This is a genomic window from Microbacterium sp. SORGH_AS_1204 (genome assembly GCF_030818935.1).
Taxonomy (GTDB): domain Bacteria; phylum Actinomycetota; class Actinomycetes; order Actinomycetales; family Microbacteriaceae; genus Microbacterium.
In genome coordinates this window covers 2,186,263-2,208,430 of sequence record NZ_JAUTBD010000001.1, presented here as the reverse complement: position 1 = coordinate 2,208,430, position 22,168 = coordinate 2,186,263, and the positions used below count along the sequence as shown (strand labels likewise).

The following is a 22,168-nucleotide window of genomic DNA, read 5'->3' as shown; positions in this document are numbered from 1 at the left end:
TCAGTTGGACTTCGCCGTGATCCACACGGTCAGGGCGATGAGCGCCCCGATACCGAAGATCCAGATGAACAGACCTTCGGAGACCGGGCCCAGCGACCCGAGGGCATAGCCACCGGGGGAGTCGGTCTTCTGCAGGTACATCAGGTACGAGATGACGTCGCGCTTGTCTTCGGGGGTGAGGTTGAGGTCGTTGAACACCGGCATGTTCTGCGGACCCGTCACCATCGCCGCATACATGTTGACCGGGCTGACGGTGTGGAGGTCGGGCGCCCACTTGCCCTCGGTGAGGGCGCCACCGGCACCGGCGACGTTGTGGCACATGGCGCAGTTGATGCGGAACAGCTCGGCGCCGTGAGCGAGATCGCCCTCGCCGTCGACGAGCTCTTCCGTCGGGTACTGCGGACCGGGAGCGGCCGACTGCACGTACGCCGCGATGGCGTTGATCTGCTCGTCGGTGAACTGGACCGGCTTGACCGGAGCCTGCGGCCCCTGTGCCTGCAGCGGCATACGACCGGTCGAGACCTGGAAGTGCACCGACAGCTCACCGACGCCGAACAGCGACGGTCCCTGCTGGCTGCCTTCGAGGTCGAGACCGTGGCACGTGGCGCAGTTCGCCTGGAACAGCTTCTGGCCCTCTTCGACCGCGGTCGCGGAGTTGGCCTCGCTGACGGGCGTGCTGGAGGTGGCGGCCATCGCGGCCGATGCGCCGGCGTAGACGCCTCCGGTCAGGAGGAGTCCGATACCGATCAGCGCGGCGGCGGCCAGGGGGCTACGGCGCCCGGACGCCCGACGAGTCTTCTTCTCGCGTGCCATGTGGAGTACAGCTCTCTTACTTGAGGAAGTAGATGACGAAGAACAGGGCGATCCAGACGACGTCGACGAAGTGCCAGTAGTAGGACACGACGATCGAGGTGGTCATCTCTTTGCGGCCGAAGTTCTTCACGGCGTACGCGCGACCGATAACGAGCAGGAAGGCGATGAGGCCACCTGTCACGTGCAGGGCGTGGAAGCCGGTGGTGAGGTAGAAGGCCGAGGCGTAGGGGTTGGCGCTGATGGGCATGCCCTCCGCCACCAGCGTCGCGTACTCCCACACCTGACCCGACACGAAGACCGCGCCGAGGATGAAGGTGAGGTAGAACCACTCCACCATTCCCCAGCGGCGCCAGAAGGAGTTCGCCTTGACCGTGTACGGCTGGTACCGCTCGGCGGCGAAGACGCCCATCTGGCACGTGACCGACGACAGCACCAGGATGATGGTGTTGACGGTCGCGAAGGGGACGTTGAGCAGCTGGGTCTCTTCGGCCCACAGGGAGGCGGAGGTGCTGCGCAGGGTGAAGTAGATCGCGAACAGGCCGGCGAAGAACATGACCTCGCTGCCCAGCCACACGATGGTGCCCACGGCGACCGGGTCGGGTCGCTTCACGGCACGCACGGCCTGGGAATACGTCGCTGAGGTCGTCACCGTTCCATTATGCGCGATCCGCAGGCCCGATCCTCCCATCACGAAGATGAGTTATTCCATCGTCGAGACTTGAGGAAGCCTCAGAATCCGCAAGGAATCCCCGGTACGGACCGACTTCGATCAACGGCGACCTCGACACGGCGGCACGACACGCGTGTGAAAGGATCATGGCATGGCGGAACGCTTCACCTGGCCCGATCTGCTCTCCTCGCTGCTGGCCGGCGACGACCTCAGCGTGTCGGAGTCCACGTGGGCGATGCGACAGGTCATGGCGGGCGAGGCGACGCCCTCGCAGCTCGCCGGATTCCTGGTCGCGCTGCGGGCGAAAGGCGAGACCGTCGAGGAGATCGTCGGCTTCCGCGACGCGATCCTCGAGGCGGCCGTCCCGCTCCCCGTGCGCGCGGAGGTGCTCGACATCGTCGGTACCGGTGGTGACCGCTTCGGCACCGTGAACGTCTCGACCATGGCGGCGGTGGTGGCCGCGGCATCCGGAGTGCCCGTCGTCAAACATGGCAACCGCGCCGCCAGCTCGGCGTCCGGGTCGAGCGACGTGCTGTCGTCTCTGGGCATCGCCCTCACGCTGACGCCGGAGCAGGTCGCCGAGACGCTCGAGCGCACGGGCATCACCTTCGCGTTCGCGTCGGCGTTCCACCCCGGATTTCGCCACGCCGGCCCCACCCGAGCCGAGCTCGGCGTGCCGACCGTCTTCAACTTCTTGGGACCTCTGTGCAATCCCGCGCGCGCCGAAGCCAACGCGGTCGGTGTGGCGCACCTCGACCGGGTGCCGCTGATCACGGGCGTGTTCCGCACGCGCGGCGCGACGGCACTCGTCTTCCGAGGCGACGACGGCCTCGATGAACTGACGACGACCGGCCACAGCCGGCTGTGGGAGATCAGCCGCGGCGATGTGCACGAGCACGACCTGGATCCGCGAGATCTCGGCATCCCTCTCGCCGACATCGACGATCTGCTCGGCGGGTCGCCGGATCACAACGCCGACGTCGTCCGTCGGGTGCTGTCGGGTGAGACGGGACCGGTCCGCGACATCGTTTTGCTGAATGCGGCGGCGGGCCTGGTGTCGTACCGGCTGTTTCAGGATGCCACCGAGGTCCAGCGTCCGATCCTGGAGCGCCTGGCCGAGGCTATGGCCGACGCCGCCGCGGCGGTCGACGACGGCCGGGCCTCGGCCAAGCTGGGGGACTGGGTCCAGACGACGAAGGCCCTGGCGGAGTAGCGCACGATGCACCCGCTCGACGCGCTCACCGAGATCGCCTATCTGCTCGAGCGGGAGCGCTCGTCGCGCTACAAGTCGAAGGCGTTCCGCACGGCCGCGAGAGCGATCGAGGGACTGAGCGACGGTGAGCTGCGCGACCCCGGGCTCCGTCGCAGGCCGGGCATCGGCGAGTCCACATTCGCCGTCATCCAGCAGGCGCTGGCGGGGGAGGTGCCCGAGCGCCTGGCGACACTTCGTGCCGAGAACGCTCCCGTGGGCGGGGCCGCGCTGCGGGCGGAGCTGCGGGGCGACCTGCACAGCCACAGCGAATGGTCCGACGGGCTCACCCCGATCGACGCCATGGTCGCGGCCGCGCGCGGGCTGGGACACGAATACCTCGCGTTGACCGACCACTCGCCGCGTCTCACCGTGGCGAACGGACTCTCGCCGGAGCGGTTGCGCGCCCAGATGGAGATCGTCCGCACCCATCGCGGTGACGGCTTCACCCTGCTGACCGGCATCGAGGTCGACATCCTCGACGACGGTGACCTCGACCAGGAGGACGGCCTGCTGCGCGAGCTCGATGTGGTCGTGGCATCCGCTCATTCGAAGCTGCGCATGGACCGCGCGCCGATGACCCGTCGTCTGGTGGCGGCGGCCTCCGATCCGCGCGTCGACGTGCTCGGGCACGTCACCGGTCGGCTCGTGGAGGGGTCGCGGGGAACGCGCCCGCCGTCGGAGTTCGACGCCGCCGCCGTCTTCGCGGCGTGCGCGGCGTCGGGGGTCGCGGTGGAGATCAACTCGCGCCCCGAGCGGCAGGACCCGCCCGACGAGCTCGTGGCCGTGGCCATCGACGCCGGGTGCCTGTTCTCGATCGACTCGGATGCGCACGCGCCCGGGCAGCTGTCGCTGCTCGACTACGGCGCGGCGCGCGCCGAAGCGGCGGGGGTGCCGGCCGACCGCATCGTCACGACGTGGCCGCTCGAGCGGTTACGGGAGTGGCTCGAGAGACCGCGCTGAGCGTCAGCGCGCGAGCGCGGCGAGGGCACGGGTCATCGACGAGCCGAGGTTCCACTTCTCGGCCAGCGCGTGTGCGGCGTCGGTGTCGACGTCGCCCAGGCGATCGTCGAACGGGGCGAAGGTGAGGTCGCGGGCGACACGGACGACGGCGGGCGCGACGTCGAGATAGTCCGAAGCGGCGGCGATCTTTGCGCGCTGGGCCGGCGTGCCCCCGGTTCCCTCAGCCACGGCCGCGCGGATGCCGTCGAGCGAACCGTGGGCGCAGAGGAGCGAGGCCGCGGACTTCTCGCCGATCCCGGCGACGCCGGGGAGACCGTCGGAGGGGTCGCCGCGCAGCACCGCGAAGTCGGCGTACTGGGCCGCGTGCACGCCGTACTTCGACACGACGGCGGCGTCGTCGATGATCTCGAGGTTGCTCATCCCGCGCGCGGTGTAGACGATGCGGATGCCGCGTGCGTCGTCGATCAGCTGGAACAGGTCGCGGTCGCCCGTGACGATGTCGACCGGCGACTCGGCCGAGGTGGCGAGAGCGCCGATGACGTCGTCGGCCTCGTGCTCGGCCGCACCCACGACGGGAATGCCCAGCACGGCGAGCGCCTCGCGGATGACGGGGATCTGGGCCTCGAGGGGGTCGGGGACCTCCTCGACGTCGGTACCGGCGGGGACGGCCTCGACGACGCGATGCGCCTTGTAGCTCGGCAGGAGGTCGACGCGCCAGGCCGGGCGCCAATCGTCGTCCCAGCACGCGACGAGCCGGGTCGGCTCGTAAGTCGTGACGAGCTTGGCGATCATGTCGAGCAGCCCCCGCACCGCGTTCACCGAGGTGCCGTCGGCCGCCTTCACCTTGTCGGGAACGCCGTAGAAGGCGCGGAAGTACAGCGACGCGGTGTCGAGGAGCATGATGCGGTCGGTCACGGATGCGATCCTGTCACGATCGAGGGGGCGGCCGGGGACCTCGCCTGGGCGGCGGCCGTCGGTCGGCGGGCGTCGCGAGGACCGACCATGATGAACCGTGCCCGATCTCCGCGAGAATCTCCGCCGCACGTTCCGTTGGCTCGGCGACCGCACCGACGACACCTCCGCGGCCGACCTCACCGGATGGTGGCGTGAGCCGGCGATCGTGGCGCAGATCGGCCCGAGCCTTGCGGCGCTCTTCCCGGACGACTCGCCGACGGTCGTGATGGGGCCGCAGTCGCGTGGTAGTCTGCTCGGTGTGCTCGTGGCGCACGCGCTGGGCGTGGGGCTCGCCGAGGTGCGGAAGGATCCCGCGCAAAGCGTCGACAGTGACGCGTGGTGGGAGGTCACGACCGCGCCGGATTATCAGGACCGGCATCTCCGCCTCGGGCTGCGGCGGACGTTGCTGCAGGCGGGGGACCGCGTGATCTTCGTCGACGACTGGGTCGATACGGGCGCGCAATTGGAGGCGAGTCGGCGGCTGGTCGATCTCAGCGGCGCCTCATGGATCGGTGCGGCCGTCGTCGTCGATGCCCTTCAGCGATCGGACCTGCGACGCAACCTGCGTGTGCGCTCGTTGCTGCACGTGCGCGAGCTGCCGTGAGGCGCTCGGCCTAGAGTGGCGGGATGTCCTTCGGCTCGGCATCCGTGCGTCCGTCCACCCAGGCGCCGTGCCCGTGCGGAGGGGGAACGTTCGGCGAATGCTGCAGCCCGATCCTCGACGGGGCGGCCGCGCCGACCGCTGAGAGGCTGATGCGCTCGCGCTACACCGCCTTCGTCATCGGCGACGCGGCGCACCTCGAGCGGTCATGGCATCCGCGGACACGTCCCGACGAAGTCGTCGCCGACGACGGCACCGTGTGGCACGGACTCGTCATCGAGGGGGCCGAGGAAGACGGGGATGCCGCGACGGTGACCTTCCGCGCGTCCTGGCGGCAGCATGGGATCGACGCAGAACTGCGCGAACGGAGTCGGTTCGTCCGCCGCGGCGGGCGGTGGGTCTACGTCGACGGCGACGTGGGCTGAGGCGTCAACCCCGCCGGTCGATGTCGGAGGTGCTGCGTAGGGTCGTGCTCGCACACTCGGCGAAAGGACACGGATGATCCCCGACGCGCAGCGCGATCTGCTCGAGAACCCGAACTACGGCAGCCTCGGCACCGTCCGGCCCGACGGCACGGTGCAGGTCAACCCGATGTGGTTCGACTTCGACGGCGAGCACCTGCTCTTCACGCACACCGTGACACGGCAGAAGTACCGCAACCTGCAGAAGAACCCGTCGATGAGCCTCATGGTCTTCGACCCCGACCAGCCCTACCGCTACATCGAGGTGCGCGGGCGTCTCGTCGAGACCGTGCCCGACCCGGAGGGCGCGTTCTACGTGCACCTGGGGCAGCGCTACGGCAATGCCGATCAGGAGGCGCCACCCGACCGCGCCGACCGGGTGATTCTGAAGATGTCGATCGAGAACGTGGGAGGACAGTGACATGGAACGCATCGTGATCATCGGAGGACACGGAAAGGTCGCGCTGCACCTCGCGCAGCTGCTCGCCGACCGGGGAGACGAGGCCACGTCCGTCATCCGCAACGCTGACCAGTCGGGTGACATCGAGCGGGTCGGCGCGACGCCGCTGGTGCTCGACGTCGAGAAGGCCGGCGTTGACGACATGGCGGAGGCGTTCTCGGGCGCGGATGCCGTGGTGTGGTCGGCCGGAGCCGGCGGCGGTGACGCCGATCGCACCTACGCCGTCGACCGTGACGCCGCCCAGCGCGCGGTGGACGCGGCATCGAAGGCCGGCGTACGGCGGTTCGTCATGGTGTCGTGGATCGGATCCACGCCGGATCACGGTATCGACCCCGATGACGCCTTCTTCGCCTACGCCGACGCGAAGCTCGCCGCCGACGACCACCTGCGCGCCAGCGACCTCGACTGGACGATCCTGGGCCCCGGCACCTTGACCACCGAACCGCCGACCGGTCGCATCTCGACCGCACCCCAGGGCAAGGCGGAGGTCGGACGCGCCGACGTCGCCGCGGTCGTGGCGGCGGCGCTGGTGCAGCCCGCGACGATCGGACGCTTCATCCGCTTCGGTGCCGGCGAGACGCTCATCGCCGAGGCCATCGTCGCCGATGGCGCGCGGAGCGACGCGTGAGCGCCCTCGCCGACCGGGCGCGGACGTTCGCCGAGCTGCACACCGCACCCGAGATCCTGCGGGTTGTGAACATCTGGGACGTCGTGTCGGCGCAGGCCGTCGCGGCACTCCCCGAGACGAAGGCCCTGGCCACGGCCGGGCACTCCATCGCCGCGACCTTCGGCTACGAAGACGGCGAGAACATCCCCCTCGAGGTCATGCTCGACATGGTCGGTCGCATCGTCGCCGCTGTCGACGTGCCGGTGACAGTCGATCTGGATGCCGGATTCGGAAACCCCGGCGAGACCACCCGCCGCGCGATCGGTGTGGGCGTCGTCGGAGCCAATGTCGAAGACCGCGTCAAGCCGTTCGACGAGGCCGTGGCGGCGGTGGAGGCCGTGATCGCGGCGGGCGCGGCGGAGGGGGTGCCGTTCGTCCTCAACGCCCGTACCGATGTGTTCGTGAAGGGCGGCGATCGCCCGCTCGACGATAAGATCACGGATGCCGTGAAGCGCGGACGCGCCTTCCTCGACGCCGGCGCCACCTCGGTCTTCGTGCCGGGTCTGCTCGACGCCGAGACGACGCGCCGTCTGGTCGAGGGGCTCGGGGAGCGCCGCCTGAGCGTCATCGGCTTTCCCGGCGCGCCCTCTGCGGGGGAGTACGAGAAGCTCGGCGTCGCGCGCATCTCCTACGGACCGCTGACGCAGCGCGTCGCGCTGACCGCCCTGCAGGATCTCGCTCGAGACCTCTACGGCGACGGCGTGATCCCGTCGTCGGTGCGCGCGCTCAACTGATGTGCGAACCCGGGACACCGAAGCCGCGGTGCTCCCGGGTCTCGCGCGAGAGTTCTGCGGCGCGGTGCTCGAGATACCGGGCCAGTGTCGGCACGCAGCGTCGACGTGTCGGCGGACCGTGCGTGCGGCATCCGTGCGAGTCCGCGTGAGCACGCTGAAGCACGCGCGGATTCGCGTCAGTCGTCGTCGGAACCGTCTGCGTCGTCGTCGACCACGATGACCCCGTCGGGAACCGGGTCGGCCAGCAGGGGCTCGGCCGCGAGCGTGAGATCGATGGTCGCCCGCAGCAGCCCGCCCAGGGTCGGCGACCGCAGCAGTTCCATCTGGTCGAGTTCGCCGAGCGGGGCGATGGCCGCGACCTGCCACGCCCGGGGGAGGGGGTCTTCCGACAGTTCCACCTCGGGATCCCACCGCGTGCCTCCGAACTGCTGCGCGCGCGACAGGACGCGCCGCACAATCTTCTCCGCCTCGTCGAGGAGCGGGAGCAGCGCGTCGTTCCACTCCAGGTCGGGCAGGGTGCGCACGTCGGCGCGGGGGTAGGGGGCGTCGTCGAGCCACTCGACGATCTCGAAGCGTGCTGTGCCGCGCGCGACGATCTGCATCTGGCCCGCCTGGGGGACGACGTGACTCAGCTGTGCCATCGTGCCGAGGGCGAAGCGCTGGTCGCCGCCGCCCGTCTCGGAACCGCGTTCGATCAGAACGACGCCGAAGGCCGGATCCGTCTCGTCGAGCAGGCGGCCGAGCATGACGAGATAGCGCTCCTCGAAGATCCGCAGCGCCAGCGGCGTGTGCGGAAACAGGACGGCTTCGAGGGGGAACATCGCGGTACCCATGCGTCCAGTCAACCAGCGCACGCAGGCGAGGCGGCCCGGACGGGGGAGATTCGCAGGCGCGAAACCGGAACGACGAGTGCGTGCACTCGGCATCCGGGATCTGTCAGAACCCGTCGTCGCGCAGCGTCTCGTGCACGCGGTGAAGGTCGGTCAGCATCGAGCCCACGAGCACCCAATGCGCCGGGGAGGGCGTCTGGATCTGCAGCGGGCGGGTCAGCGCCGGCGCCTCGTCCACCGGGCGATCGGCGCCGGAGTCCAGCGCGAAGGCGAGGCGCACGTCGTGCGCGGCGCGGCGCAGCTGCTCGGCGATCGCGCGCACGGCGGGCTCGTCGGCGATCGAGCGCTCGTAGCCGTCGTACACCGCCCGGGTCATGCCCACCGTCTGCGTCACGACGGGACTGAAGCGCTCGAGGAGGTCGCCCATCGCGGCGAGATCGGCCCGGTGGCGTCCGCTGCGGGGGTTCAGGGCGAGCGAGTCCTCGCCGTCGCGGAGGGCGTCGGCCGCGGCATCCCGAACCGGCCGGAGCAGGCGCGCTTCGATCAGGAGCCCCTCGAGCGAGGCCGGCGTCTGCGGTGTCTCGAGGGCATCGGCGAGGCGCTCCATCGCGGCGGCGAGCTCGCGCCCCAGGGTGTCGACCTTCTCGCGCGCGGCGGGGACGAGCACCGGGGGAACGAGCACCGCGTTGACGACGATGCCGATCGCCGCGCCGATGAGCGTCTCCAGGACGCGGTCCAGGGCGTAGTTGGGGGTGGCGGTGCCGAGGGCGAGCACCAGGAGGGCGCTGATCGCGATCTGATTCGTCGCACCGGGGGAGATGCGCGCCGCCCAGGCCACCAGGAGGGCGACGCCGGCCGAGAGCAGGGCGACCCACGGCTGCGATCCGAAGGCCAGGCCCAGAAGCGAGGCGATGACCACGCCCACGATCACGCCCACGCTGCGCTCGACGGCACGTGTGAAGGACTGGTTGACGCTCGGCTGAACGACCAGGAGCGCCGCGATCGCGGCGAAGATCGGCGGCGGCCCCTGTATCAGCCACCCCGCGATCAGCCAGGCGGCGACGATCGCGACGGCGGACTTCGCCACCTGCAGCAGGGGGACGCGGCGGGGGGCGCGGACGTTCAGGCTGCCGCGGACCGCGCGGAGGTCGGGAATGCGCACGTCTCAGTCTCTCCGGATGACGCTGTCGACGGGGGCGTCGGAGACCCCCTCGATCGGGGGCATCATGAGGTCCCCCGCTGGTCGGCCCGAGCGCTGAGTCGGCGCTGGCGCATCGCCAGGAACAACGGGAACGTGAAGGCGAACGCGGTGATCCCCGACAGCACGATGTACAGCCACGCGAACCGCATGCCGAGCCGCCGGGCCTCGACGATGATGAAGATGCTCCCGGCGATCGCGACGACCAGCAGATCGACCGTGATCGACGACACCGCCGGGCCGCTCGAGACGAGGTCGCCGACGAAATCGCGCATCTGCACGATCGCGAAGGCGTTGAAGATCCAGGTGCCCACGAGTCCGGCCACCGCCAGCACGAGGAACGCCACGGCGGTCGGTGTCCAGTGACGGCGCAGTTCGCTCATGCGCCCGATCCTGCCGCAGCCGCGATGTCGGAGGCAGGGGCTAGCGTCGGAGCATGGATGCCGTCACCGCCACGCGCATGCTCGACGACCGCGAACGCGAGGTCGAGCACCGACTGAGCCGCTTGCGCGACGACGAGGCCAGCCTGCGGCACGACCGCGCCGACGCCACCGCCGACGACGAGCACGATCCCGAGGGATCGACGCTGTCGGGGGAATGGGCGCAGGTCGACGCCCTGCGCCGAGGCGCCGAGAGCGAGCGCGCCGAGATTCTGGCGGCGCGCGAGCGGGTGGCATCCGGCACCTTCGGCGTCTGCGAGCAGTGCGGTCGGTCGATCGCCGACGCGCGTCTGGAGGCGCGCCCTTTCGCACGTCGCGGCATCGCGTGTGCGACGTGATCGCGGGCGCTTAGGCTCGAGGGGTGGAACCTCTGCTCATCGCTCTGCTGTTCGCCAACGCCGTCTTCAACATCGTCGTGTGGCCACGGTTCTATGTCCGCGTCGCGAAGGACCCCCGGGCGAAGGATGCCGCGGGAAAGCCGACGCCGTTCCTGATCGTGCACACCGTGCTCATCGCGCTGGCGCTCGTGCTGGCGCTGGCATCGCTGATCGCCGCGATCGCCGCGCTGATCGGGTGAGTCGGGGATCGTCGTCGAGGCGTCGCGGGCCTGTCGAGTCCGGGGCGGCCGGCGGAGACGGCACCGCGCGCGGGCGCCGAGGGTAGACTCGTGGAGCGGGATCTTCCCGCTGCACGGTGCATCTACCTGCCCGGTCCGGTAAGGCGGCACGTTCCCCCGCCTCCGGAGACCGAACCATGACATCCCCCGCGCCGCAGCGCGTCGTCGCCCACCGCCCCCTGATCCACCACGCCGGTGCGTGGTACTTCCCCGTCGCCTTCGTGGCCCGGTTGCCCTTCGCGATGATGACGGTCGGGGTGCTCGCGCTGGTCGTCGCGGTGCGGGAGTCCGTAGCCCTGGGCGGACTGACGTCCGCCGCGGTGGGGATCGGCGTCGTCGTCGCCGGGCCCGTGCTGGGCGACCTCGCCGACCGACACGGACAGTCGGGGGTGCTCGTGCCCACCGGCATCGCGAACGGTCTGCTGCTCGCTCTCTTCCCGGTCGTCGTGAGCTCCTCCGCCGCCGACGCGATCGTGCTGGGCGTCGCCGTCGCGATCGGTCTCACCGGACCGCAGACCGCAGCCATGTCGCGCGCTCGCGTGATGGCGCTCATCGGCGCGCGGGTCGCCCCCGAGCGGCGTGAACGCACGTTCTCGCGCGCGATGGCGTACGAGTCGGCCGCGGACGAGACGGCCTTCGTCATCGGGCCGTTCGTCGTCGGCGTTCTCGCCGCCGTGACCGATCCCTGGGCGCCCATCGCCGCGGCCGCCGCGCTCAGCCTCGTCTTCGTCACCGCCTTCGCGCTGCACCCGACGGGTCGGGTCGTACCGACCGCGACCACGCGCGGTGAGCGGGCGCCCGCGCGTGCGTTGCGGCATCCCCGCCTTCTCGTGCTGGTCGTCGCCGTCTTCGGCGTCGGGGCGTTCTTCGGCTCGACACTCACCTCGCTCACGGCGTTCATGGCCGCCCAGGGCGCACCCGAGGCCGGCGCGTTGCTGTACGGCGCGATGGGGGTGGGGTCGGCGGTGCTCGCGCTCGCGGTCGCGGTCCTGCCCGCGGGATTCGCGCTGCGGTGGCGGCTGGTCGTCTTCGCGATGCTGCTGTTCGCCTCGGCGGGAGCGTACTCCGTGGGCGGCTCGGTGCTCACCGTGACGGTCGTGCTCTGTCTCATGGGCCTGGGCGTCGGGCCGGCGCTGGTGACCCTGTTCAGCCTGGCCGGCACCCGTGCACCGGCCGGACGCACCGCGACGACGATGACACTCCTCGCCTCCGCGCTCACCCTGGCGCAGGCACTGTCGTCGGCGGTCACGGGAGCCGTCGCCGAAAGCGTGTCGGTGGCGACGGCGATGCTGTTCCCCGTCGCCGCGGCATCGCTCGTACTCGCGATGGCCGCGGTGAACGCGTCGCGCGCACGGCGGTGGGATCAGGCGGTTCCCGTGGAGTGACGCCCCCTCCGTCATCCCGTCACCGCACCATCACCCCTGCGGCAGCGGGTACCGCCGCCGCAGCAGCACGCGCTGCACCAGCGTCCACACCGTCGTCACGGCCAGATACAGCGCCGCCGCGAGCGGCACGAAGAGCGCGACCACCGCGGTCGAGAACGGCAGAACCCCCGTGATCGTCGTCGTCCAGGCGGGTGCCGCAGGGTCGACCGACGGCCGCAGCCAGCGGCGCGTGAGCTCGACGGCGAAGACGATCACCGCCACCAGCGAGCCGAAGACGACGAGGGTCGTCCCATCGGCCGTGCCCGACGTCAGGGCCGCGACCAGGCTCCGACCCAGCGGAACGCCGAGGAGGTCGTGGGCGAGCAGCGCGTTCGCCTGTCCGCCGACGGTGGGATGTAGGAAGACGGCGTACAGCAGCCCGACGACAGGAGCTTGCGCGAGGAGGGGCAGACAGGCCGCCGCGGGGGAGACGTTCTCGTCGCGGTACAGCTGCATCGTCGCGCGTTGAAGGCGTTCGGGATCGTTCCGCCAGCGTTCCCGGAGGACGCGCAGCCGGGGAGCGAGTCGCGCACGCGTTTGTTCGGCGCGCGCCTGCGACACCCCGACGGGGACGAGGAGCAGTCGCACGAGCAGAGTGACGGCGACGACGGCGACCGCCGCCGCGGCCGACCCGACGAGCGGATCGAGGGCGGCGGTCAGGGCGAGCATGGCTCGCGTGGCCAGGTCGAGCAGCAGGGCGAGGGGAGGAAAGAGGAAAGGGTCCACGGGCGTCCATTCGGTACGGCGATCACGGGGGCGATCGGTCGCGTGGCGCGAGGAATCGACGCGCGGGCGACCGGCGTCGCCTGCCGAGAACGCCGATGGATGCCGCGAGGCGGCGGGACGGTCGGGTCAGGCGACGCGGGTCGACAGACCCGGAGCGCGCGGGCGTGGGTGGCCGGACGCATCGGGGTCGCTCTGGGCGAGCGGGGCCGACGGGTCGATGGGCCGCGGCGCCGGCGGCGCGATGCCGGCGCCGAGAGCGGGCACGAGGGTGAGGACGACGACGGTCGCGGCGACCAGCGCGGCGGCCAGCGCCATCGCGAGCAACGGCGCACCCCCGCCGGGAGTGAGAGCGAGCTCGGTCGCGGCCAGCAGCAGGTTGAGCATGCCGATGAGTGATGCGATCACGAACTCACCCCCTGCCTCGAAAACCCCACGGTAGCAGGGCCGCTCGCTACGCTGGGGCCATGACCACCCTCGTGCTCACCGTCGTCGGAGACGATCGTGCCGGCCTGGTGTCGGCGGTCGCCGAGATCGTCCAGACCCACGGCGGCAACTGGGAGAACAGTGAACTGGCCGAGCTCGCCGGGGCCTTCGCGGGGATCGTCGAGGTCTCGGTCGCGGCCGAACGCGCCGACGCGCTGCGTGCCGCGCTCGAGGGACTGTCCGCGACCCTCGCCGTAACGGTGCACACGGGTGCGCCCGAGGGAACGGCATCCGCGCCCCACAGCGTCACCCTCGATGTCGTCGGCAACGACCGCCCGGGCATCGTGCACGACGTCTCCAGCGCCCTGAGCGCCCGCGGCGTGAGCATCGAGCGCATGTCGACGCAGACGACGGATGCCGCGATGGCCGGCGGACGCCTGTTCGAGGCCTTGATCACCGTCGTCGTCGGTCCCGACGTCGAGGTCGACGACCTCGTCGCCGATCTGGAGCGCATCGCCGCCGAGATCCAGGTCGACGTCATGTTCGCGGACTGAACCCGGCACCCCGACCGGGCGCGGTGCGTCGAATCACGGGCCGACTCGTGACCGACCACCGTCGCGCCGGCGGCTTAGGGCTGCTGGAGCTGCGCGCGCCGTCCCACGACGCCGCGAGGTCAGACCGTGCGCCGACGCCCCGCGAGTCGTGCGATACCCCGCCACCCGAGCAGCAGCAGGGCGAGGGTGAGGGTCGCGACGATGACGAACGCCACCGCGACGCCCTGTCCGCTCAGGGCCCTGAGCACCATGCCGAGGGCGACCGTGATCGCCCAGACGGGAAGCCCCGTCCGCACCACGGCCGTCGGGCGGCGCCATGCCCGCGTGACGAGCCAGCCCACGAGGAGGGCCGCGACGAACGGCCACGCCGTGGTCGCCAGACCCGAACCGAAGGGGCCGAGCACATCGCCGTCATGGGTCGCGCGACCGATGGCGGCGAACACGACGACGAGCACGGCGTCGAGCACGAGGGCGAGGGCAGGAGAGCGGCGCGCGGAGGTCACCCCTCCATTCTCGCCGCCGGATCCCCCGTGCCCGCTCGTGGGTAGCGTGGACGCATGCCCACGCGTCTGTTGCTCCTCGCCGACACGCACGTGCCGAAGCGGGCCCGTGCACTCCCCGCGGACGTTCGCCGCATGGCATCCGGAGTCGACCTCATCGTCCACGCCGGCGACTGGGTCGAGGCCACCGTCTTCGACGACCTGAGCGCGCTCGGGCCGGTGCTCGGCGTCTGGGGCAACAACGACGGCGACGACCTGCGCGCCCGGCTCCCCGAGGTGGCGCGGGCCGACATCGACGGGGTGCGCGTCGCGGTCGTGCACGAGACGGGCGCGGCGACCGGGCGGGAGAAGCGGATGGATGCCGCCTTCCCCGAGACCGATCTGCTCGTCTTCGGCCACAGCCACATCCCGTGGGATTCGGTGACCCCGGCGGGTCTGCGCCTGCTCAATCCCGGCTCGCCGACCGACCGCCGACGCCAGCCCGCCTGCACGGCGATGACGACGACCCTCGACTCCGGGAGCGTGCGCGACGTCGTGTTGCACGAGGTGGCGCGGGATTGACGCCACCGCCGGGGCGTCACGCCGCCTCGCCGGACCGTATGTGCACGCCGCTGCATTCGCATACGACGACGGCGCCACCCCGGGGGAGTGACGCCGTCGTGACGGGTTCTCTGCTTACTTCTCGACCGCGACGTGGCGCGACGCGCCGGTCAGCGGGCAGTCGAACGGGTCGCGCGCGGCGAGTCCGACTCGGTTGAGGTACTGGATGACGATGCCGTACGAGCGGAACAACGTCGTCTCGACGTAGGGCACATCGAGGGTCTGGCAGTGCTCGCGCACGATCACGCGGGCACGGCTCAGGTGCGGACGCGGCATGTTCGGGAACAGGTGGTGCTCGATCTGGTAGTTCAGGCCGCCCATGAGCCACGTGGCCCACCAGCCTCCGCCGATGTTGCGCGAGGTGCGCACCTGCTTGCTGAAGAAGTCGAGCTTCGCCCCCTCTTCGATGACGGCCATGCCCTTGTGGTTGGGGGCGAACGACGCACCCATGTACACGCCGAACACGGCGACGGAGACACCGAAGAACGCGAAGGCGAGACCCAGGGGCAGGAAGACGAAGATCGGTGCGATGAAGATCGCGTGACGCAGCGTCAGCAGGCCGAGCTCGGTCCAACGGCCCTTGATGGGTTCGCGCGAGAACAGGTGGCGGAACGCGAGAACGTAGAGGTTGATGCCCTCGAGGGTCAGGAGCGGGAAGAACAGGTACCCCTGGCGCTGGGTGATCCAGCGCTGGATGCCGCGGGCCTTGGCTGCGTCGACGTCGAGGAACGAGATGGTGTCGATCTCGATGTCGGGGTCTTTGCCGACACGGTTGGGGTTGGCGTGGTGACGCGTGTGCTTGGACGCCCACCAGGAGCGGCTCATGCCCACGACGCCGTTGCCCAGGAGCAGGCTCAGACGGTCGTTCGCGGGGCCGGAGGCGAAGATCTGGCGGTGAGCGGCCTCGTGGGCGAGGAAGGCGACCTGGGTGAAGAGGATGCCGAGGGCGGCGGCGATGAAGAGCTGGAACCAGCTGTCGCCGAGCAGGATGAACCCGGTCACGCAGCCGGCGAACCCCAGGGTGACCGCGACGCCGACGAGGGTGTAGAAGACGGGGGTGCGCACCAGCAGACCGCTCTCGCGAACGACCTGAGACAACTCTGTGTAGGCCTTGGCGATCGGGGGGAACTCTTTGGTGCCGGAGTAGGTCTGTCGAACGGGGCCGAGACGGGACTCGACGATGGTGGAGGCGATGGACTGCTCCTCGGGTCGGGGGTGACCGTAGTCAGGAGCCGGGGCGACTACCCGGGCTGAGGCCCACCCTACGTGCCTGCGTATGGACCCCCCGGAATACATCCACATGTGCAGGAGCCTCACGGCGAACGGTAACCGTGACGACGCTCCCGCGGGTGTTTCCGACGCCCGCAGCGCGGCGCGTGCCGACCCGCGCATCGCGCGGCGGAGTGTTCCGGCCGCCGGTTGCGCAAACGCCGGAAGCCGGGCCCGACGCGGAACACGACGAGCCCGGCTTCCGGGTTTCAGCGGAGCTTAGAGGGGGCGGATGTTCGCCGCCTGCATGCCCTTGGGGCCCTGCTCGGCGTCGAATTCGACCTTCTGCGCTTCCGTCAGCTCCTTGAAGCCGTTGCCCTGGATCGCGCTGAAGTGCGCGAACAGGTCGGCGGAGCCGTCATCGGGAGCGATGAAGCCGTAGCCCTTTTCGGAGTTGAACCATTTCACGGTGCCAGTGGCCATCGTGTTCTTCCTTTATTCATGTTGGGCCGCAGATGCGGCCGTGGGCGCCGCTCCGGCGCGTGCGGAGCGGACGGGGACGCCGCGAGACCGAGTCGGTGCCGCGTACGCGATGCCCGTCGACCGCGGCCTGGGCCGCGTCGACGGACGTGTGGATGCCGAGATTCTCGCCGAGCGGACCCTGGGCTTCGAAGCCCGAGGTGGCCGCGCCGACGAAACCGGCATAGTCGGATCCGGCCGTCGCGACGTAGACGTCGAGATCGGCCTGGCGCCACGACAGTGGCGAGGGGTGAAGCAGAGACACAGATACTTTCCGCGAGTGCGACGCGAGGACCGAAGCCGTCGAGCGGGGCACGCGATAGGTGAAGGTGGGCTTGCTGTCGGAAACGGCTCGGCGCCGTGCGCCCGGCATCTCTACGATGAGGCGGGCGTCGATGAAGCAAGTCCCAGAACGAATGCCCTCACGCTAGCACGGATGTCTGGACGGTGGCGGGGAGTTTCGCCCGGCCGCATCGTGGTCTGCACTGGGGGCATGGCATCCGAGGATTCGACGGAGCACGTCGACGACGATCGCTGGCTCGTCATCGACGGAAGGCGCTGGCGGCGCACCGATCCGGCCCTCCCCGACGACATGGCCGATCGACTGCGCTCGCACCTGGGGCGCGCGCGCTCGGCGGTGCGCACGGCCAAGCGAGACGGCGACGACGCGGCGCTCGCGCACGTCCGGCATCGGGTGGGGCTGGCGAAGGCCGGGCTCGGCGAGCGCGGGCCGCGGTGGTGGGACGACGAGGTGCCGGCCCGCGTGGCTCGCGCCCGGGCGGCCCTGGACGAACTCGACCGATTGGCCCCGCCGGGGTGACAGAGCAGACACCGCGACCGACGTCAACGCGTAGCGGCGGGCGCGCTCGACGCGGTGGGCTGAAGCCTCCGACGAGAGGAACGCCATGTCATCCACCGCATCCGAGCTCGAGAAGCTCAACGAGCTGCTGAAGAAGTTCCGCTTCGCGATGGTCACCACCCGCGCCGAGGACGGTGCGCTGCACGCGCACCCGCTCACCGTGCAGGAGACCGAGAGCGACGGCGACCTGTGGTTCATCGTGGGTACGCACGCCTCGGCGGTCGAGCACGTGCGGCGCGATGCGAAGGTCGGTCTGTCGTTCAGCTCCGACAGCACGTGGCTCTCGCTGGCGGGCGAGGCCGAGATCGTCGACGACCTGGCGAAACTCACAGACCTGTGGTCGACGACCGTCGAAGCGTGGTTCCCCGACGGCCCCGAGTCGCCGGGAGTCACCCTGCTGCGCGTCAACGCGCTGAGCGGCGAGTACTGGGAGAGCGCGGGCGGCCGCCTGGCGACGGCGATCGCGCTGGTGACCTCGAAGGTTACGGGGGAGCGTCCGCAGGGCGGCGAGAACGAGAAGTTCGACCTGCCGGGTTGACCCGGCTGTGGTGGCCCCGCGAGCGAGGGGCCACCACACCCATCGCGGTGACGCGGATGTCCACCCGCGTCACCGTGGATACCTCACCCGCGTTCGCGCAGATCCGTCGCCTGCGTCACCGCGAATGCGTCATCCGCCTCACCGCGGATGCGTCAGCCGCCGGAGGGGTTGTCGACGGGAGTGCCGTCGTCGTCGGTGGTGTCGGGAACGGTGGGAGCGTCGGCTGTTTCCAGCTCGTCCGGCTGATCGGCGGTATCGGGGGCGTTGTCCGGTGTGGAATCCATGCCGCCAGCCGACCACGGGTCGGGTGCGGGCCGCGCGGGCCTTGCGCACACTCGATGCCTGTGCCAGCGCAAGCCCCCGCTGCGATGACATGCGGCTTGCGACGATGACGTCATGTCACGACCTGAGGTGCGCTCCAAGCCCTGCGCCTATTGCGGACGCCCCTTCACCGACCGCAAGCGCTGGAGCGGACGCGACCAGTGGGACCAGGTTCTGTACTGCTCGCGCGGGTGCCGCGCGAAGGCGGCCGCTGCCCGGAGGAGCGCATGAAGGCCGCGCTGATCCTCGCGACGCAGCAGTTCGCCGAGCATCCCGCCTACACCGACGACGACGTCGAGGAGTTCTTCTTCATCGAGTCGGCCCCGCGATGGCGGAAGCTCCCGTACCACCAGCACAAGATCGTGCTGCTCACCTCGGCCATGCGGCATACGGCGGCGCGGCTCGAGGCCGAGGGGAAGACGGTGCGGCGGATCGCGCTCGATGACGACCTCACCTTCAAAGCCGGCCTGGAAAGCCTGCTGAAGACGCACCGCGTCACCGAGCTGCAGTGGATGAGCGACCCCAACCGCCCCGTCGACGAGCGCATCGCCGCGATCTGCGCCGCGCACGACGTCGACACCGACGTGCTGTCGGACGGGCTGTTCCTCACCCCCGAAGAAGAGGTCGACGGCTGGTTCGCGGAGCACCCGACGCCGCTCATGGAGGACTTCTACCACTGGCAGCGCCGGCGCACCGGCATCCTGATGGACGGGGGAAAGCCCGCCGGCCGCCGCTGGAACTTCGACGCCGACAACCGCAAGGCGCTGCCGAGGAAGGGGGTCGAGATCCCGCCCCTGCCGCAACTCGAGCCCGACGACATCACCCGCGCGGTCATCGCCGAGGTCGACCGGCTGTTCCCCGACCACCCGGGGAAGGCCGAGGAGTTCTGGCTGCCGGTGACGCCCGAGGACGCCCGCGACTGGCTCGACGTCTTCGTCGCCGAACGCCTGCACGACTTCGGGCGGTACGAAGACGCGATGAAGGCCGACGAGCCGTTCCTTTTCCACGCGATCATCTCGCCGATGCTCAACATCGGGCTGCTCACCGTCGAGGAGGTGGTCGCCGCCGCCACGCGCACCGATGCGCCCCTGGCATCCGTGGAGGGGTTCGTCCGTCAGGTGATCGGATGGCGCGAGTACATGCGCGGCATGTACCGGGCGCACCCGAAGCTCGAGCACGTCAACGCGCTGCACCTCGAGAAGAGGGTCCAGAAGTACTGGTACTCGGGGGAGCGGATGCCGAGCGACCTGCCGATCCCCGTGCGCACCGTGCTCGAGCGGGTGCACCGCTGGGGCTACGCGCATCACATCGAGCGGCTCATGGTGCTGGGCAATTGGTTCCTGCTGCAGGGGTATGCGCCGCGGCAGGTGAACGCGTGGTTCCTGGCGCTGTTCGTCGACGCCTACGACTGGGTGATGGTGCCCAACGTCATGGGCATGAGTCAGTTCGCCGACGGCGGTTTCGTCGCGACCAAGCCCTACGTGTCGGGAGGCGCGTATCTGCAGAAGATGGGTTCGTGGTGGCCCTCGGCTCAGGATGCCAAGGACTCGGTGTTCACCGACGCGTACTGGGAGTTCCTGGAGCGGCACGAGGACGTGCTGGCCGGCAACCACCGGCTCGGGCTGGCGCTGGCGCAGATGCGCAAGCGCCGCGACGCGAAGGGGTAGTACCGGTGTCGGGCACAGGTGGCTGAGCTTGCCGAAGCCCCGGTCCCTTCGGCAGGCTCAGGCACCTTCGCGTAAGAGCGGTGGCTTAGCGTGTCGAAGCGTGCGCCGGGTCCGTCGAGATCAGCGGTGGTCGGGCGACGTGCCGCGCTCCGGAGGATCTACGCACCGAGCCGGCCGGGCCGGCGCTGTCCGACTCGAATCCGGTGGTTCTCCGGAGCCCGGCACGGCGGGGACCGCGTTCTCAGCTCTTGAGCTTGTTGAGCGACGAGCCCTTGTGGGCGGCCTTCGAGCCGGACTTCTCGGACTTCACGATGTAGGCCGGGTCGTCTTCGGATGCCGTGAACTTCTGGCCGTCGTGCTGGAAGTCTTTCGTCTTCTTCTCCACGACCTCGCCCTGGGTCTTCCCCTGCGGGGTGTCCCAGCTCACGCGGTCGCCCTTGGACAGATCCTTCGACATGATGCGTTCCTCTCGTTCGGTGCCGCCATGCTGTCGAGGCCGCCCGATGCTGATCGGGGGATTGACGGCCCGCCCTCTACGTGGTTCGCGCGGGAACCGCAATACCCCCGTGATGTCGGACCCCCTGCGTAGCGTCGAGGTGGGCCTTTCGTTTCGCGGCCCACGACGTGAGGAGAGCCATGACCGAGCCGACCACCGCCAACAACGGAGCGCCCGTCGCCAGTGACGAGCACTCGCAGAGCGTCGGAGCCGACGGCTCGATCGCTCTGACCGACCACTACCTGATCGAGAAGCTCGCGCAGTTCAACCGCGAGCGGGTCCCCGAGCGGGTCGTGCACGCCAAGGGCGGCGGCGCGTTCGGCACGTTCCGCACCACGGGCGACGTGTCGGCCTACACGCGCGCGGCGTTGTTCCAGCCCGGCGCCGAGACCGAGATGCTCGCGCGCTTCTCGTCGGTCGCGGGCGAGCAGGGCAGCCCCGACACGTGGCGCGACCCCCGCGGCTTCTCGCTGAAGTTTTACACGACCGAGGGCAACTACGACCTCGTCGGCAACAACACCCCCGTCTTCTTCGTCAAGGACGGCATCAAGTTCCCCGACTTCATCCGCTCGCAGAAGCGCCTGCCGGGCAGCCACCTGCGCGACAACACGATGCAGTGGGACTTCTGGACGCTGTCGCCCGAGAGCGCACATCAGGTCACCTGGCTCATGGGCGATCGCGGCATCCCGGCATCGTGGCGCCACATGAACGGCTACGGTTCGCACACCTACCAGTGGATCAACGCCGAGGGTGAGCGCTTCTGGGTCAAGTACCACTTCCACACCGACCTCGGTCACAAGACGCTCACGCAAGACGAGGCCGACCAGATCGCGGGTCAGGACGCCGACTTCCACATCCGCGACCTGTACGCGGCGATCGAGCGGAACGAGTTTCCGACCTGGACGCTCAAGGTGCAGATCATGCCCTACGAGGATGCCAAGACGTACCGCTTCAACCCGTTCGACCTGACCAAGGTGTGGCCGCACAGCGACTACCCCGAGATCGAGGTCGGCACGATGGAGCTGAACCGCAACCCGGGCAACTACTTCGCCGAGATCGAGCAGGCGGCCTTCGAGCCGTCGAACTTCGTGCCCGGCATCGACGGCAGCCCCGACAAGATGCTGCAGGCGCGTATCTTCAGCTACGCCGACGCGCACCGCTACCGCGTGGGCACGAACTACCAGCAGCTGCCGGTGAACCGTCCGCACACCGAGGTGCACTCGTACTCGAAAGAGGGCGCGATGCGCTACGAGTACAACCCGCCCGAGGTGCCGGTGTACGCGCCCAACTCCGTCGGCGGTCCCGCGGCCGACCCGCGCCGCGCCGGCGACGGTGGGTGGCAGAGCGACGGCGAGCTCGTCCGCTCGGCAGCCACCCTGCATCCCGAAGACGACGACTGGGGCCAGGCCGGCTCCCTCGTGCGCGACGTCATGTCGGCCGAGGAGCGCGACCGTCTGGTCGAGACGATCACGGGACACGTCGGCGGCGTGACGCGCGCCGATGTCCGCGACCGGGCCGTGCAGTATTGGAAGAACGTGGATGCCGAGATTGGTTCCCGCGTCGGGGCGGGGCTCCCGCCGCTCGAGGGGTCGACGGCCCCCGGCGAGCAGCTCAGCGAGCCGAACCCCGACGGCGACCTCGTCGGGACGGACGTCGCGGGCAAGATCTGAGCGGCA

At 70.1% G+C, this 22,168-nt stretch carries 31 protein-coding genes; 17 read left to right on the top strand and 14 right to left on the bottom strand.

Annotation, left to right across the window (positions count from 1 at the left end):
• Positions 1-813: a c-type cytochrome gene (locus tag QE410_RS10175; protein ID WP_058232414.1), complete on the bottom strand. Its 813-nt coding sequence runs from the start codon at positions 811-813 to the stop codon at positions 1-3.
• 16 nt (positions 814-829) lie between these two features.
• Positions 830-1,501: a heme-copper oxidase subunit III gene (locus QE410_RS10170; protein WP_307331299.1), complete on the bottom strand. Its 672-nt coding sequence runs from the start codon at positions 1,499-1,501 to the stop codon at positions 830-832.
• Between the two features lie 133 nt (positions 1,502-1,634).
• Here QE410_RS10170 and trpD point away from each other — a divergent pair, with 133 nt between their 5' ends.
• Positions 1,635-2,696 carry an anthranilate phosphoribosyltransferase gene (gene trpD, locus QE410_RS10165; protein ID WP_307331296.1) on the top strand — a complete coding sequence of 354 codons (1,062 nt, stop codon included), beginning with the start codon at positions 1,635-1,637 and terminating at the stop codon, positions 2,694-2,696.
• Positions 2,697-2,702: 6 nt separating this feature from the next.
• Positions 2,703-3,695 (top strand): PHP domain-containing protein, encoded by a 993-nt coding sequence (locus QE410_RS10160; RefSeq protein ID WP_307331293.1) that lies wholly within the window; start codon positions 2,703-2,705, stop codon positions 3,693-3,695.
• 3 nt (positions 3,696-3,698) lie between these two features.
• Here the strand turns inward: QE410_RS10160 and QE410_RS10155 are convergent, their stop codons facing one another.
• Complete coding sequence (locus tag QE410_RS10155; RefSeq protein ID WP_307331290.1) at positions 3,699-4,610, bottom strand: 5'-3' exonuclease; 912 nt, start codon at positions 4,608-4,610, stop codon at positions 3,699-3,701.
• 97 nt (positions 4,611-4,707) lie between these two features.
• On the opposite strand from QE410_RS10155, the gene QE410_RS10150 reads away from it, so the two are divergent.
• From QE410_RS10150 to QE410_RS10130, 5 genes are all read left to right on the top strand, one after another.
• The gene (locus tag QE410_RS10150; protein ID WP_307331287.1) at positions 4,708-5,253 is read left to right on the top strand and encodes a phosphoribosyltransferase family protein; all 546 of its coding nucleotides are present in this window, start codon (positions 4,708-4,710) and stop codon (positions 5,251-5,253) included.
• A 23-nt stretch (positions 5,254-5,276) separates the two neighbouring features.
• On the top strand, positions 5,277-5,675 hold the full coding sequence (locus QE410_RS10145; protein ID WP_307331284.1) for a YchJ family protein: 399 nt from the start codon (positions 5,277-5,279) through the stop codon (positions 5,673-5,675).
• Between the two features lie 73 nt (positions 5,676-5,748).
• Positions 5,749-6,132, top strand: a complete 384-nt coding sequence (locus tag QE410_RS10140) for a PPOX class F420-dependent oxidoreductase (protein ID WP_307331281.1) — start codon at positions 5,749-5,751, stop codon at positions 6,130-6,132.
• Position 6,133: 1 nt separating this feature from the next.
• Positions 6,134-6,799 (top strand): SDR family oxidoreductase, encoded by a 666-nt coding sequence (locus QE410_RS10135; RefSeq protein ID WP_307331278.1) that lies wholly within the window; start codon positions 6,134-6,136, stop codon positions 6,797-6,799.
• Entirely contained in the window at positions 6,796-7,572 is a 777-nt protein-coding gene (locus QE410_RS10130; RefSeq protein ID WP_307331275.1) for an isocitrate lyase/phosphoenolpyruvate mutase family protein, read from the top strand. Before QE410_RS10135 ends, QE410_RS10130 begins: the two co-directional genes overlap by 4 nt.
• A 176-nt stretch (positions 7,573-7,748) precedes the next feature.
• Here the strand turns inward: QE410_RS10130 and QE410_RS10125 are convergent, their stop codons facing one another.
• From QE410_RS10125 to QE410_RS10115, 3 genes are all read right to left on the bottom strand, one after another.
• Positions 7,749-8,405, bottom strand: coding sequence for an LON peptidase substrate-binding domain-containing protein (locus tag QE410_RS10125; protein ID WP_307331273.1), 657 nt, complete (start codon positions 8,403-8,405; stop codon positions 7,749-7,751).
• A 103-nt stretch (positions 8,406-8,508) separates the two neighbouring features.
• A complete protein-coding gene (locus QE410_RS10120; protein ID WP_307331271.1) occupies positions 8,509-9,564 on the bottom strand; it encodes an aromatic acid exporter family protein in 1,056 nt (351 codons plus the stop codon).
• Positions 9,565-9,626: 62 nt separating this feature from the next.
• Positions 9,627-9,983, bottom strand: coding sequence for a DUF2834 domain-containing protein (locus QE410_RS10115; RefSeq protein WP_307331268.1), 357 nt, complete (start codon positions 9,981-9,983; stop codon positions 9,627-9,629).
• Between the two features lie 53 nt (positions 9,984-10,036).
• Between QE410_RS10115 and QE410_RS10110 the strand changes: the two genes are divergently transcribed.
• The 3 genes from QE410_RS10110 to QE410_RS10100 all read left to right on the top strand — a co-directional run bounded on the left by QE410_RS10110 (position 10,037) and on the right by QE410_RS10100 (position 12,041).
• Positions 10,037-10,378, top strand: coding sequence for a TraR/DksA C4-type zinc finger protein (locus QE410_RS10110; protein WP_307331265.1), 342 nt, complete (start codon positions 10,037-10,039; stop codon positions 10,376-10,378).
• A gap of 23 nt (positions 10,379-10,401) precedes the next feature.
• A complete protein-coding gene (locus QE410_RS10105; protein ID WP_058232426.1) occupies positions 10,402-10,617 on the top strand; it encodes an SCO4848 family membrane protein in 216 nt (71 codons plus the stop codon).
• Positions 10,618-10,793: 176 nt separating this feature from the next.
• The gene (locus QE410_RS10100) at positions 10,794-12,041 is read left to right on the top strand and encodes an MFS transporter (protein WP_307331262.1); all 1,248 of its coding nucleotides are present in this window, start codon (positions 10,794-10,796) and stop codon (positions 12,039-12,041) included.
• 30 nt (positions 12,042-12,071) lie between these two features.
• On the opposite strand, the gene QE410_RS10095 is transcribed toward QE410_RS10100, so the two are convergent.
• Both QE410_RS10095 and QE410_RS10090 read right to left on the bottom strand, forming a co-directional pair.
• Positions 12,072-12,806: a membrane protein insertase YidC gene (locus QE410_RS10095; RefSeq protein WP_307331259.1), complete on the bottom strand. Its 735-nt coding sequence runs from the start codon at positions 12,804-12,806 to the stop codon at positions 12,072-12,074.
• A gap of 126 nt (positions 12,807-12,932) precedes the next feature.
• Entirely contained in the window at positions 12,933-13,211 is a 279-nt protein-coding gene (locus QE410_RS10090) for a DUF6412 domain-containing protein (RefSeq protein ID WP_307331257.1), read from the bottom strand.
• Positions 13,212-13,270: 59 nt separating this feature from the next.
• On the opposite strand from QE410_RS10090, the gene QE410_RS10085 reads away from it, so the two are divergent.
• Entirely contained in the window at positions 13,271-13,783 is a 513-nt protein-coding gene (locus QE410_RS10085; RefSeq protein ID WP_307331254.1) for a glycine cleavage system protein R, read from the top strand.
• 119 nt (positions 13,784-13,902) lie between these two features.
• Here the strand turns inward: QE410_RS10085 and QE410_RS10080 are convergent, their stop codons facing one another.
• A complete protein-coding gene (locus QE410_RS10080) occupies positions 13,903-14,286 on the bottom strand; it encodes a DUF3054 domain-containing protein (RefSeq protein ID WP_307331252.1) in 384 nt (127 codons plus the stop codon).
• Positions 14,287-14,340: 54 nt separating this feature from the next.
• On the opposite strand from QE410_RS10080, the gene QE410_RS10075 reads away from it, so the two are divergent.
• On the top strand, positions 14,341-14,844 hold the full coding sequence (locus tag QE410_RS10075; protein WP_307331249.1) for a metallophosphoesterase family protein: 504 nt from the start codon (positions 14,341-14,343) through the stop codon (positions 14,842-14,844).
• Positions 14,845-14,958: 114 nt separating this feature from the next.
• Here QE410_RS10075 and QE410_RS10070 read toward each other — a convergent pair whose 3' ends face one another.
• The 3 genes from QE410_RS10070 to QE410_RS10060 form a co-directional block, all read right to left on the bottom strand.
• Positions 14,959-16,077 carry an acyl-CoA desaturase gene (locus tag QE410_RS10070; protein ID WP_307334462.1) on the bottom strand — a complete coding sequence of 373 codons (1,119 nt, stop codon included), beginning with the start codon at positions 16,075-16,077 and terminating at the stop codon, positions 14,959-14,961.
• Between the two features lie 294 nt (positions 16,078-16,371).
• On the bottom strand, positions 16,372-16,575 hold the full coding sequence (locus tag QE410_RS10065) for a cold-shock protein (RefSeq protein ID WP_013583139.1): 204 nt from the start codon (positions 16,573-16,575) through the stop codon (positions 16,372-16,374).
• Between the two features lie 16 nt (positions 16,576-16,591).
• Positions 16,592-16,876 (bottom strand): hypothetical protein, encoded by a 285-nt coding sequence (locus tag QE410_RS10060; RefSeq protein WP_307331247.1) that lies wholly within the window; start codon positions 16,874-16,876, stop codon positions 16,592-16,594.
• A gap of 228 nt (positions 16,877-17,104) precedes the next feature.
• On the opposite strand from QE410_RS10060, the gene QE410_RS10055 reads away from it, so the two are divergent.
• Together QE410_RS10055 and QE410_RS10050 are read left to right on the top strand one after the other, a co-directional pair.
• On the top strand, positions 17,105-17,431 hold the full coding sequence (locus QE410_RS10055) for a biopolymer transporter Tol (protein WP_307331244.1): 327 nt from the start codon (positions 17,105-17,107) through the stop codon (positions 17,429-17,431).
• 85 nt (positions 17,432-17,516) lie between these two features.
• Complete coding sequence (locus tag QE410_RS10050) at positions 17,517-18,008, top strand: pyridoxamine 5'-phosphate oxidase family protein (protein ID WP_307331241.1); 492 nt, start codon at positions 17,517-17,519, stop codon at positions 18,006-18,008.
• 152 nt (positions 18,009-18,160) lie between these two features.
• Here QE410_RS10050 and QE410_RS10045 read toward each other — a convergent pair whose 3' ends face one another.
• Positions 18,161-18,292 (bottom strand): hypothetical protein, encoded by a 132-nt coding sequence (locus tag QE410_RS10045; RefSeq protein ID WP_307331239.1) that lies wholly within the window; start codon positions 18,290-18,292, stop codon positions 18,161-18,163.
• Positions 18,293-18,404: 112 nt separating this feature from the next.
• On the opposite strand from QE410_RS10045, the gene QE410_RS10040 reads away from it, so the two are divergent.
• On the top strand, positions 18,405-18,560 hold the full coding sequence (locus QE410_RS10040) for a DUF2256 domain-containing protein (RefSeq protein WP_074615906.1): 156 nt from the start codon (positions 18,405-18,407) through the stop codon (positions 18,558-18,560).
• Positions 18,557-19,996: a cryptochrome/photolyase family protein gene (locus QE410_RS10035; protein WP_307331236.1), complete on the top strand. Its 1,440-nt coding sequence runs from the start codon at positions 18,557-18,559 to the stop codon at positions 19,994-19,996. Before QE410_RS10040 ends, QE410_RS10035 begins: the two co-directional genes overlap by 4 nt.
• A gap of 241 nt (positions 19,997-20,237) precedes the next feature.
• Here the strand turns inward: QE410_RS10035 and QE410_RS10030 are convergent, their stop codons facing one another.
• Complete coding sequence (locus QE410_RS10030; RefSeq protein ID WP_307331233.1) at positions 20,238-20,453, bottom strand: DUF2945 domain-containing protein; 216 nt, start codon at positions 20,451-20,453, stop codon at positions 20,238-20,240.
• Between the two features lie 179 nt (positions 20,454-20,632).
• Between QE410_RS10030 and QE410_RS10025 the strand changes: the two genes are divergently transcribed.
• Entirely contained in the window at positions 20,633-22,162 is a 1,530-nt protein-coding gene (locus QE410_RS10025) for a catalase (protein ID WP_307331230.1), read from the top strand.
• The last annotated feature ends 6 nt before the right edge of the window (positions 22,163-22,168 follow it).

Excerpts from the sequence above, each read along its gene's own strand:
- QE410_RS10055 (WP_307331244.1), top strand. The coding sequence starts at position 17,105 with ATGGCATCCGAGGATTCGACGGAGCACGTCGACGACGATCGCTGGCTC.
- QE410_RS10085 (WP_307331254.1), top strand. The coding sequence starts at position 13,271 with ATGACCACCCTCGTGCTCACCGTCGTCGGAGACGATCGTGCCGGCCTG.
- QE410_RS10145 (WP_307331284.1), top strand. The coding sequence starts at position 5,277 with ATGTCCTTCGGCTCGGCATCCGTGCGTCCGTCCACCCAGGCGCCGTGC.
- QE410_RS10175 (WP_058232414.1), bottom strand. The coding sequence starts at position 813 with ATGGCACGCGAGAAGAAGACTCGTCGGGCGTCCGGGCGCCGTAGCCCC.
- QE410_RS10110 (WP_307331265.1), top strand. The coding sequence starts at position 10,037 with ATGGATGCCGTCACCGCCACGCGCATGCTCGACGACCGCGAACGCGAG.
- QE410_RS10040 (WP_074615906.1), top strand. The coding sequence starts at position 18,405 with ATGTCACGACCTGAGGTGCGCTCCAAGCCCTGCGCCTATTGCGGACGC.
- QE410_RS10035 (WP_307331236.1), top strand. The coding sequence starts at position 18,557 with ATGAAGGCCGCGCTGATCCTCGCGACGCAGCAGTTCGCCGAGCATCCC.
- QE410_RS10075 (WP_307331249.1), top strand. The coding sequence starts at position 14,341 with ATGCCCACGCGTCTGTTGCTCCTCGCCGACACGCACGTGCCGAAGCGG.
- QE410_RS10135 (WP_307331278.1), top strand. The coding sequence starts at position 6,134 with ATGGAACGCATCGTGATCATCGGAGGACACGGAAAGGTCGCGCTGCAC.
- QE410_RS10100 (WP_307331262.1), top strand. The coding sequence starts at position 10,794 with ATGACATCCCCCGCGCCGCAGCGCGTCGTCGCCCACCGCCCCCTGATC.
- QE410_RS10025 (WP_307331230.1), top strand. The coding sequence starts at position 20,633 with ATGACCGAGCCGACCACCGCCAACAACGGAGCGCCCGTCGCCAGTGAC.
- QE410_RS10140 (WP_307331281.1), top strand. The coding sequence starts at position 5,749 with ATGATCCCCGACGCGCAGCGCGATCTGCTCGAGAACCCGAACTACGGC.
- QE410_RS10160 (WP_307331293.1), top strand. The coding sequence starts at position 2,703 with ATGCACCCGCTCGACGCGCTCACCGAGATCGCCTATCTGCTCGAGCGG.
- QE410_RS10170 (WP_307331299.1), bottom strand. The coding sequence starts at position 1,501 with ATGGGAGGATCGGGCCTGCGGATCGCGCATAATGGAACGGTGACGACC.
- QE410_RS10065 (WP_013583139.1), bottom strand. The coding sequence starts at position 16,575 with ATGGCCACTGGCACCGTGAAATGGTTCAACTCCGAAAAGGGCTACGGC.
- trpD (WP_307331296.1), top strand. The coding sequence starts at position 1,635 with ATGGCGGAACGCTTCACCTGGCCCGATCTGCTCTCCTCGCTGCTGGCC.
- QE410_RS10125 (WP_307331273.1), bottom strand. The coding sequence starts at position 8,405 with ATGGGTACCGCGATGTTCCCCCTCGAAGCCGTCCTGTTTCCGCACACG.
- QE410_RS10030 (WP_307331233.1), bottom strand. The coding sequence starts at position 20,453 with ATGTCGAAGGATCTGTCCAAGGGCGACCGCGTGAGCTGGGACACCCCG.
- QE410_RS10050 (WP_307331241.1), top strand. The coding sequence starts at position 17,517 with ATGTCATCCACCGCATCCGAGCTCGAGAAGCTCAACGAGCTGCTGAAG.
- QE410_RS10045 (WP_307331239.1), bottom strand. The coding sequence starts at position 18,292 with ATGGATTCCACACCGGACAACGCCCCCGATACCGCCGATCAGCCGGAC.
- QE410_RS10115 (WP_307331268.1), bottom strand. The coding sequence starts at position 9,983 with ATGAGCGAACTGCGCCGTCACTGGACACCGACCGCCGTGGCGTTCCTC.